Raw genomic sequence first — 6,693 nt, forward strand, 5'->3', positions numbered from 1 at the left:
CTGGCCACCCTGACCGGCGCGATCATCATTTCCCTGGGTCATGACTACGCCGGTTTGTTCAGCAATAACGACGGCTTGTCGGAAAAACTTCTCGCGGCGGGCAAGGCCGAGCGCGAGACCCTGTGGCGCCTGCCGCTGCCGGCCGCCTACGAAAAGCAGATCGAAAGTCCGATCGCCGACATGAAGAACATCGGCGGCCGTCCGGCGGGCTCGATCACGGCGGGCCTGTTCCTGCAGAAGTTCGTCAACGGCGTGCCGTGGGCCCACCTCGACATCGCCTCGGTGGCCTGGAAGAAGCCGTCCACCGACCCGACCGTGCCGGACGGCGCGGCCGGTTTCGGCGTGCGCCTGCTGAACCGCCTGGTCGCCGACGCCTACGAAGGCTGACCATGAGAGCTGTCATCCCGGCCCAGCGCGAAGCGCGCCGAGCCGGGACCGCCGCGAACGCCGCGCTTCCGGCGGTCCCGGGTCTTCGCTACGCTCGCCCGGGATGACACGGAATTTCGATGACAGATAACCCCTGCGAGGTCTGGTTCTATCACCTGGAGCGCAGCCCGCTCGAGGCGGTGCTGCCCGAGCTTCTGGAAAAGACGCTCGGGCGGGGCTGGACGGCGCTGGTGCGCGGCGGCGATCCTCGCCGCCTGGAAGCGCTGGACCAGCACCTCTGGACCTATCGCGAGGACAGCTTCCTGCCGCACGGCCTGGCCAGCGAGCCGATGGCCGAGCGCCAGCCGGTGCTGCTGACCGGCGAGGACGGCAATCCCAACCACGGCGACGCGGTGTTCCTGATCGACGGGGCGGATCCTGGAGATCTTTCAGGGGTTTCTCGCTGCATCCTGCTGTTCGACGGCAGGGACGATCAGGCCCTGGCGCAGGCGCGGGGACGTTGGGCGGTGTTCAAGAAGGCGGGCCATCCGGTGTCCTATTGGCGCCAGGGGGCCGAACGCGGTTGGGAGAAGCAGGCATGAAGCGCATCGTGTTCGGACTTGGCCTGGCGCTGGTCCTGGCCTCATGCTCCAGCGCGCCCGAACCCGCGCCGCCGCCTCCGCCCAGCACGCCCACCGCGCCGCCGGCCATCGCCCTGCCGGCCACGCCGCCCACGGCCGAGCCCGAGAAGGACCAGTGCGGCCTCAAGGACGCCCAGCAATATGTCGGCAAGCCGCGCACCAGCCTGCCGGCGCCGGTCGACCCGTCGCGCTGGCGCGTGGCTTGCACGACCTGTCCGGTGACGATGGATTATCGGCCCGATCGCCTGAACATCCTGTTCAACGCCGACACCGGCGTGGTGCAACAGGTCAAGTGCGGCTGAAGCTCGTCCACAGGTTGACGCGCCTTACGCAAACGTTCTGACTTGGCTTGCGAAGCGCGGTCGTTCATCGTCCGTGTCATGGATGGAGGCTTGGCGATGCGGCGTTTGGCGTTGACGGGTTTTCTGGTGCTGGGCGTCGCCGCCGCGAGCGGAGCCGCATCGGCGCAGTCCTCGCCGTCCGAGCACCGGGCGGTCGAGGCCGACACCGTGGCCGGATCCCCGGCGCGGGGCGGCGTCTTCGCGCGCCGGGAATGCTCCGGCTGCCATACGGTGCGGGGCGACGCCACCAGCCCCAAGCCCGGCGCGCCGACGTTCGAGGACATCTCGCGCCGCTACGCAGAGAACCGCCTGGATTGGGAATTGGAGACCATCTCGCAGGTCGGCCACTATTCGATGCCCGCCAAGCAGATGAGCAAGACCGACATCGCCGACGTCACGGCCTATATCCGGTCGCTGAAGCCGGGGCGGTAGGGGGCTAGGTTTCAGGCTTCATCCTGACGCCCGATCTTCCCGGCAAATGCTGGGAAGGTTGGGTTCTTATGCGGGATCAAAGACTCCCAAGCCCGAGGGAGCTTCATTTGGCGCGGTACGGCCGCCTACCGCTTGCCGACGCCCGGGAACATCGCCACCTGGCCGTCGAAGACGCCCAGATAGCCCAGTTCGCCCAGCAGCGGCGTCAGATCTTCGACCAGGTCGCCCGAACGCGGCAGGTGGGCCGGGCGGCCTTCCTGGTCGTGCAGGCGATAGACGGTCCACATCTTGCCCTTGGGAGCGGGCGCGCCCGGCGGAATGAACCTGTGCTCCCAGCCCACCAAGGCCGGCGAACGGCCGATCTCGATGTCGAACGGACGGTCCCGGAAGGCCAGGTCCATCTCGATCCGCATGGCTTCGCCGATCCGATCGTTGACCCATTGGCCGAACGCTTCCAGCACCACTTGGGCCGAAAGACCTTCGGGGTTGGCGACGACGTTGTTGCGGGCGGGGTGCGTTGTCATGTCGCACACCATGAACGCGAGATGTCGCTTAACCACTAAACTTCATGGTTTAGGGGCGTTTACCCTCTCTGAAAACGAGAGGAGCGTTTTGAGGCGGCTCTAGGACGACATTCAAGGCGGTGTAAAATTCCCGCCTTCCTGGGCCTTGTGCCCAGGACCCATCGTTCCGAGGTCGCCGAGTTTGACCAGCGCTCTGGGCTGTTCAGCCCCGGCTCGCTTCTAAATCCAAACTGCCGCCGGCATGGGTCCTGGGCACAAGGCCCAGGAAGGCGAGTTATTGATCGAACGCCGCCTTGAATGGCGAACTTCGAGCCGCCCTAGGCGACGGCCCTGCGCTTGCTCAGGAGCATGGCCGCGTCCGCCTCGGCCAGGGCGACCTCGGGGTCGGCGCCGGGCGCGATCTCGCGCACCCCGAACGAGATGTGCAGGGGCGCGGACCATTCGCCGAATTCGACCGGCGTGGCGCGAATGGCTTCCGCCAGGCTCCGGGCCTTGGCCTGGGCGGTCTCGTTGTCGGCCTGGGCCAGCAGCACGGCGAATTCGTCGCCGCCCATCCGGCCGACGATGTCGCTCTCGCGGACATTGGCCAGCAGGCGCTTGGCCACCGCCTTCAGGGCCTGGTCCCCGGCCGCGTGGCCGAAGCGGTCGTTGACGCTCTTGAAGCCGTCCAGGTCGAAGAAGGCCACGCTGGCCGGCGAGCCGTAGCGCTGGGCGAAGGCGGCGACCCGCTTCATCTCGCGCAGGAACGCCCGCCGGTTCAGCACTGGGGTCAGCACGTCCATGTCGGCCAGGCCCTGGGCCTCGTTCAGCCGCAGCTTGAGCACCGAGACCTCGTTCCGAAGGTCCTGGATTTCGGTCATCAGGGTCTGCAGGGCCTCGACGACCTTTGGCGTCATGTCGGCCTCGGCCAAGCCCAGGAAGGCGGCGCTGTCGGGCGCGGAGACCTCGCGGACCGCGACCTGGGCCCCCGCCCGCGCCAGGGCGCGCTTGCGGATGGCGGCGAAGGGTTCGGTCCGGGCGCCGGTAATCTTCATGACCTTACTGGGAATCGGAATGGCACAGCTTCATCATGGTTAACGCGAACCGCGTCCGGCGCAATCGGGGCGCCGATTGGTCGCGGGCGCATGGGGGCGCGCGCCTGTCTTTGAGGCGTCCGCTGTCGTTTTAGGCTTGCGCGAAGGCGGCGGACGCGCATACGGGGCGGCTTCCAGCAAGGGGATGACGCCGATGTCCGGATCCACGCCGCCTGTCGCCATCATCATGGGCAGCCGTTCGGACTGGCCGACCATGAAGGGCGCGGCCGACGCCCTGGACGACCTGGGCGTGGCGTGGGAGGCCAAGATCGTTTCGGCCCACCGCACGCCCCAGCGCCTGTTCGACTTCGCCACCGGCGCGGAAAAGGCCGGCTACAAGATCATCATCGCCGGGGCCGGCGGCGCGGCGCACCTGCCGGGCATGGCCGCCTCGATGACCAATCTGCCGGTGCTGGGCGTGCCCGTGCAGTCCAAGGCGCTCTCCGGGCTCGATTCCCTGCTGTCGATCGTGCAGATGCCCGGCGGCGTGCCGGTGGCGACCCTGGCGATCGGCGAGGCGGGCGCCAAGAACGCCGGCCTGCTGGCCGCCCAGATCCTGGCCCTGTCGGACGCGGCCCTGGCCCAGCGGCTGTCGGCCTTCCGCGCGGCCCAGACCGACAGCGTCGTCGAAAGCGTCGAGGACTAAGGACAGATGGTTTCGTTTCCCCTGGTTCCCGGCTCGACCATCGGCGTCCTCGGCGGCGGGCAATTGGGCCGGATGCTGTCCCTGGCCGCCGCGCGCCTGGGCTTCGACGTGGTGATCCTGGATCCGGAAGAGGCCTCGCCGGCCGGCCGCGTCTCGGCCCGCCAGATCGTCGCGCCCTATGACGACCGCTGGGCGCTGAAGCGCCTGGCCGAGGCCTGCGACGTCGTCACCTACGAGTTCGAGAACGTCCCGGCCGACACCGTGGCCGAGCTGACCGCCCTGGGCGCGATGGTCTCGCCCGGCGCCAAGGCCCTGGCCGCCGCCCAGGATCGCGTGGCCGAGAAGAGCTTCCTGGCCGAGATCGGCGTGCCGACCGTGGCCTTCGCGGCGGTCAACGACAGCGAGAGTCTGGCCGAGGCGATCGCCCTGATCGGCGCGCCGTCGCTGCTGAAGACCCGCCGCGAGGGCTATGACGGCAAGGGCCAGGTCTGGATCCAGCGCGCCGGCGAGGCCGAGGCCGCCTATGACCGCATCGGTCGCCAGGCCGCCATCCTCGAAGCGCCGGCCGACTTCGGCCGCGAGCTCTCGGTGATCGCCGCCCGCGGCCGCGACGGCGAGATCGCCTGCTATCCGGTCTGCGAGAACCATCACGAGGGCGGCGTCCTGCGCCGCACCGTCGCGCCGGCCAAGATCAGTCCCGCCACCCGCGACCAGGCCGAGTCGATCGCCGCCAAGATCCTGACCGCCCTCGACTACGTCGGCGTGATCGGCGTCGAGCTGTTCGAGCTCTCGGGCGGCAAGCTGCTGGTCAACGAATTCGCGCCGCGCGTCCACAACACCGGCCACTGGACCCAGGACGGCTGCGAGGTCGACCAGTTCGAGCAGCACATCCGCGCCGTCGCCGGCTGGCCGCTGGGGCCGACCCAGCCCCTGGCCCATGTCGAGATGACCAACCTGCTGGGCGCCGACGTCGACGCCTGGAAGAAGCTGGCCGCCGAGCCGGAGACCCGCATCCATCTCTACGGCAAGGGCCAGGCTCGCCCGGGCCGCAAGATGGGCCACGTCAATCGCTTAAGGCCGCTGCGGGACTGAGCGGGACGGGCGGGGAGGCGCGCGGCGCGAGCCTCGTCTTCAGCCGCAGCGCCGGCTTCTCGACCAGCATCCACGACGCCAGGGCGAAGGGCAGGGTCACGGCCAGCGAGGTCGCCAGGGTCAGCTGATGCTCCTGGGCCAACCACTGCTGCAGCGGAAAGCTGTAGATGTAGAGGCCATACGACAGGTCGACCGGCGGCCGGGGCGCGTCCAGCAAGCCCAGGCGCAGCACGATCAGCGGCAGGCCAAGGAACCAGGCCGGGGTGACCAGGAAGATCATCGCCGTCAGGGTCGTCCAAAGGGGCGGGCGTATCCGGCACGCCTGCAAGGCCGCGCCGGCCAGGAACAGGAAGCCGTTGACGCCGGCCAGATAGGCGATCCGGAAGAGCGCGCCGCGAGCGTCCAGACCGGCGGCGTGGAGGGCGATCGACCCCGCCGCCGCGACCAGGGCCAGACTCGCCAGGACCCCGGGCGTGGCCCGCCGCGCCGCGCCCAGGACCGCGAGGGCGAGATAGGCGGTGAACTCCAGCCGCAGGGTCCACAGCGAGCCATTGACCACCCCGGCTACAGGCGCGTTCAAGAAGACGCCGGGCAGGTCGTAGGCCACCGCGTACAGCGTCATGGTCCTCAGCACGTAGCCGTAGACGTCCGCATCCGACAGGTAGTCGAGCGGATCCAGCGACGTGACCAGCGGTCCCAGGACGAAGGCGGTGACCAGCAAGGCCGCCAAAAGGCCGGGAAAGACCCGCAGCGCGCGCTTGGCCAGGAAGACGCCGATCCGGGGCGAGCGCTCCAGGCTGGCGGACACCAGGTATCCGCTGATCACGAAAAAGACGCCCACGCCCAAGGCGCCCAGATCAAGACCCTGGCCGAGGACCAGCGGCGGCCATCCGTTCAGGACGCGCGCGTGATGGGCGACCACCAGGATCGCCGCGATCAGCCGTAGATAATCGAAACCGCCCATTGCAAACTCTCGTGGAGCGCATGGCGGAGCTTACGTCCGGAACAGGTGGGCTAGGCAAGGGCCGAGCCTGGGGGAGAATGATGACGGCCATCATTGAGACCGAACGGCTCATTCTGCGGGCGCCGGTGCAAGCCGACTTCGACGCCGGCTGGGCGGAATTCCACGGCGACGCCGAGTGCATGCGCCATCTGGGCGGCGCCATGCCGCGCAGCGTGGCCTGGCGGGCCCTGGCCCAGGTCGTGGGCATGTGGCCGCTAAGGGGTTTTGGCCAGTTCTCGGCGATCGAGAAGGCCACCGGCCGCTGGATCGGGCGCGTCGGTCCGTGGCTTCCGGAGGGCTGGCCGGCCCCGGAAGTCGGCTGGATGCTGCACCGCTCGGCCTGGGGCCAGGGCTACGCCACCGAGGCGGCCGGGGCCTGCCTGGAGCATGTGTTCGAGACCTTGGGCTGGACGTCGGTCGCCCACATGATCCACCCGGAGAACCTGGGTTCCCAAGCCGTGGCCGGCAGGCTGGGCTCGCGTCTGCTGGAGATGGTCGTCCTGCCCCCGCCCATGGACGTGGCGGGCCCGACGCAGATGTGGGGCCAGACGGCGGAAGACTGGCGACAGCGGAAA

The 6,693-nt window shown here is 69.1% G+C and carries 9 protein-coding genes and 1 pseudogene; 7 read left to right on the plus strand and 3 right to left on the minus strand.

Features of this window, described 5'->3' with window-relative positions:
* From VJ655_RS05825 to VJ655_RS05840, 4 genes and pseudogenes are all read left to right on the plus strand, one after another.
* Nucleotides 1-387 (plus strand): annotated as a pseudogene (locus VJ655_RS05825) (leucyl aminopeptidase); the annotation flags it as partial.
* Between the two features lie 119 nt (nucleotides 388-506).
* Nucleotides 507-968: a DNA polymerase III subunit chi gene (locus VJ655_RS05830; RefSeq protein WP_324110121.1), complete on the plus strand. Its 462-nt coding sequence runs from the start codon at nucleotides 507-509 to the stop codon at nucleotides 966-968.
* Nucleotides 965-1,309, plus strand: coding sequence for a lipoprotein (locus tag VJ655_RS05835; protein ID WP_324110122.1), 345 nt, complete (start codon nucleotides 965-967; stop codon nucleotides 1,307-1,309). Before VJ655_RS05830 ends, VJ655_RS05835 begins: the two co-directional genes overlap by 4 nt.
* A 96-nt stretch (nucleotides 1,310-1,405) precedes the next feature.
* A complete protein-coding gene (locus tag VJ655_RS05840) occupies nucleotides 1,406-1,780 on the plus strand; it encodes a cytochrome c (protein WP_324110123.1) in 375 nt (124 codons plus the stop codon).
* 125 nt (nucleotides 1,781-1,905) lie between these two features.
* On the opposite strand, the gene VJ655_RS05845 is transcribed toward VJ655_RS05840, so the two are convergent.
* Nucleotides 1,906-2,304, minus strand: a complete 399-nt coding sequence (locus VJ655_RS05845) for a hypothetical protein (RefSeq protein ID WP_324110124.1) — start codon at nucleotides 2,302-2,304, stop codon at nucleotides 1,906-1,908.
* 317 nt (nucleotides 2,305-2,621) lie between these two features.
* On the minus strand, nucleotides 2,622-3,338 hold the full coding sequence (locus VJ655_RS05850) for a GGDEF domain-containing protein (protein ID WP_324110125.1): 717 nt from the start codon (nucleotides 3,336-3,338) through the stop codon (nucleotides 2,622-2,624).
* A 193-nt stretch (nucleotides 3,339-3,531) separates the two neighbouring features.
* On the opposite strand from VJ655_RS05850, the gene purE reads away from it, so the two are divergent.
* Nucleotides 3,532-4,023, plus strand: a complete 492-nt coding sequence (gene purE / locus VJ655_RS05855; RefSeq protein WP_324110126.1) for a 5-(carboxyamino)imidazole ribonucleotide mutase — start codon at nucleotides 3,532-3,534, stop codon at nucleotides 4,021-4,023.
* A 6-nt stretch (nucleotides 4,024-4,029) separates the two neighbouring features.
* Entirely contained in the window at nucleotides 4,030-5,115 is a 1,086-nt protein-coding gene (locus VJ655_RS05860; RefSeq protein ID WP_324110128.1) for a 5-(carboxyamino)imidazole ribonucleotide synthase, read from the plus strand.
* Here VJ655_RS05860 and VJ655_RS05865 read toward each other — a convergent pair.
* A complete protein-coding gene (locus tag VJ655_RS05865) occupies nucleotides 5,087-6,079 on the minus strand; it encodes an acyltransferase (protein ID WP_324110129.1) in 993 nt (330 codons plus the stop codon). The two genes, VJ655_RS05860 and VJ655_RS05865, sit on opposite strands and share 29 nt — an antisense overlap.
* 80 nt (nucleotides 6,080-6,159) lie before the next feature.
* Between VJ655_RS05865 and VJ655_RS05870 the strand changes: the two genes are divergently transcribed.
* A partial coding sequence (locus VJ655_RS05870) for a GNAT family N-acetyltransferase (protein ID WP_324110130.1) occupies nucleotides 6,160-6,693 on the plus strand: 534 nt, incomplete at its 3' end.

It is taken from the genome of Caulobacter sp., from assembly GCF_035254145.1.
Taxonomy (GTDB): Bacteria; Pseudomonadota; Alphaproteobacteria; order Caulobacterales; family Caulobacteraceae; genus Caulobacter.